This window comes from Streptomyces aureus, from assembly GCF_001418135.1.
GTDB lineage: Bacteria > Actinomycetota > Actinomycetes > Streptomycetales > Streptomycetaceae > Streptomyces > Streptomyces aureus_A.
The window spans coordinates 1-2,211 of sequence record NZ_LIPQ01000462.1; the positions used below are offsets into that span (position 1 = coordinate 1).

Consider the following 2,211-nt stretch of genomic DNA (forward strand, 5'->3'; position numbering starts at 1 on the left):
TCGGCGCGCCGCCCTCCGACGATGCGCCCTCCCCCGGCTCCCCCGGCTCCCGCGGCTCCGTCGGCGTCTCCCGTCGGGTCGGCGGGGTGCCCGGGGGCGCGCCCTGGGGAGGGGACGTGCGCGGAAGGGTGCCGTCCGTCAGGCGGCGGGCCGTGCGGGCCGCGTCACGTGAGGCCGCCGCGCCGGAATCCGCGGGGTTCGGGGTCGATGCCGTCATTCGGGTCCACCTCATGCTCTCGGGGTCATCGGAACAAGCGCCGCCAGGTCTCCGGGCCCGGGTAGCCGTCGGCCGCTGCGCCGCGCCAGCCCTGTGCCCGCTGGAACGCCTCGACGTTGCGGCGGTCCGCCTCCGTCCAGCGCGGACCGGGTCCCGACAGGTAGTGCTTGCCGAAGCCCCGCTTCACCAGTTGTTTGCCCAGCTTCTCCACATATGCGTTGGATTGGCCCGGACGGAAGGAGCCACGCCCGGGAAATCCCGTCGCATTCGAACTCGACCCGCTCGAACCACTCGAACCGCCGATGTTCCTGCCCTTGCCGGTCACGAGGAGCTTCCAGGTCTCCGGACCCGGCAGGCCGTCCGCCTCCTTGCCCTTCCAGCCCTGCGCCAGCTGGAACGCCTGGGTCGCGCGCCGGTCCGCCTCCCCCCACTGCGGACCGGGCCCCCTGCTGTAGTACTTCTTGCCGCCGCGGTCGAGGAGGAGCCGCCCGAGCTGGGTGACGTACGCGTTGTCGGCGCCGGGGCCGAACATCGCCGTGCCGGGGTACGGCGTCGCCGTCGAGGTCGCCCCGCCGCCGGTGCCGCCGGTGGCGCCGGCGCCGACCACGCCCTTGTAGCGGTAGGCCACGTACCGGTTGGAGTTCTCCCAGTACGCCATCGGCGTCGCCTGCTTCCGCGTACGCGGCTTGGTCTGCTCGTACGCGACGTAGGAGGTGTGGGTGTAGTCGGTCCAGCCGCCGAAGATCGTCAAGTGCGAGCCGCGCGTCGGGTTGGCCGGGTTGTGGAAGAGCAGGATGTCGCCGGGCTGGAGCTCGGTGCGGTCGACGCGGTCGGCGAAGCGGTCGAGGCTGCCGGTCCACTCGTTGCTGCGGAGGTTCCAGGCCATCGAGATGTAGCCGGAGCAGTCCTGGCGGTAGCCGTCCGACCAGTACTTCTCCATGGAGTACGGGACCTGGGCGGTCACCCAGAGCTTGGCGCGGTTGATGATCTCCGCCCGGGTCGACTTCCGCAGGGTGCCGGTCGAGACCTGACTGGTCGTCGGAGTCGAGTTCGGGGCGGGCCGGCCGCCGGGACCAGGCGCTCCGTGCAGCGGCCCCCGGCCGCCCTGCGGGGTGTCGGCCTCGGGATGGACGGCGCGCGCGGACGCGTCCGCCGGCTCCGCGAGGTCCGCCGGGGTGAACGGGACCGAGGGCGGCGGGAGGGCCGTCGCCACGGCGGCCCCGCCACCGCCGAGGGCCACGCCCGCAGCCGTCACCAGGACCAGGGCACGGCGCGCGCCGTGCGCCGCCGGATGTCCGCCCGACCGGACCGGCAGGCCAAGCGCGAGGTCACGCCGCTGCCGGGCACACCCCGGGCAGCCGCAGTCGGCCGCGGGTTCGAACTCCTCGAAGACCGGCACGCTCATGCGATTCCCCTCCACACTCGTCAAGATCTTTTGACCCTTGGTTTCGGGCGCCAGTGTCTCAACTGTCTGGACAAATCGCATTTTGACGGATCGAAGGCCTGATAAGACCATCCGACAGGCCGGAGGTGACCGTTATTGGTCAGGAGCACACCCGGACGTCGGGTAGAGTTCTCTCTGTCAGCAGGCGCCGCTAGCTCAGTTGGTTAGAGCAGCTGACTCTTAATCAGCGGGTCCGGGGTTCGAGTCCCTGGCGGCGCACGCAGAGTCAAGACCCCCTCACCGATGGTGAGGGGGTCTTGGTCGTTCCCGCCGCCCCTGCTCGACGAACTACCGGGCATCGCGGGCCACTTGCCGGCCACCGTTTCCGCTGCGGCGGCTCGTGTCGATCACAAGGGTCCGCCGCCGGCCGCGCTGTGGTGGCGCGAGGCGGGCAGCGGTCGTGAGCATCGTGACACGCAGCCCTCTGGGCCGGGCGGGGCAAGGCCTCTACAGTGTCCGGAACCTCGACCTCCCGCGGTGGCACCGGGCTCCTCCCGCGTCCGTGAGCCCTGCGGTGGAGGGCCGGCCCGGCCGGCCCTCCACCGCAGGG

At 72.0% G+C, this 2,211-nt stretch carries 1 protein-coding gene, 1 tRNA gene and 1 pseudogene; 1 reads left to right on the plus strand and 2 read right to left on the minus strand.

Features of this window, described 5'->3' with window-relative positions; translation table 11 throughout:
- Positions 1-217: pseudogene (locus AOK00_RS39780) on the minus strand (hypothetical protein); the annotation flags it as partial.
- A gap of 25 nt (positions 218-242) precedes the next feature.
- Entirely contained in the window at positions 243-1,622 is a 1,380-nt protein-coding gene (locus tag AOK00_RS30790) for a peptidoglycan-binding protein (protein WP_055603491.1), read from the minus strand.
- 184 nt (positions 1,623-1,806) lie between these two features.
- Here AOK00_RS30790 and AOK00_RS30795 point away from each other — a divergent pair.
- Positions 1,807-1,880, plus strand: a tRNA-Lys gene (locus AOK00_RS30795).
- Positions 1,881-2,211: the final 331 nt, after the last annotated feature.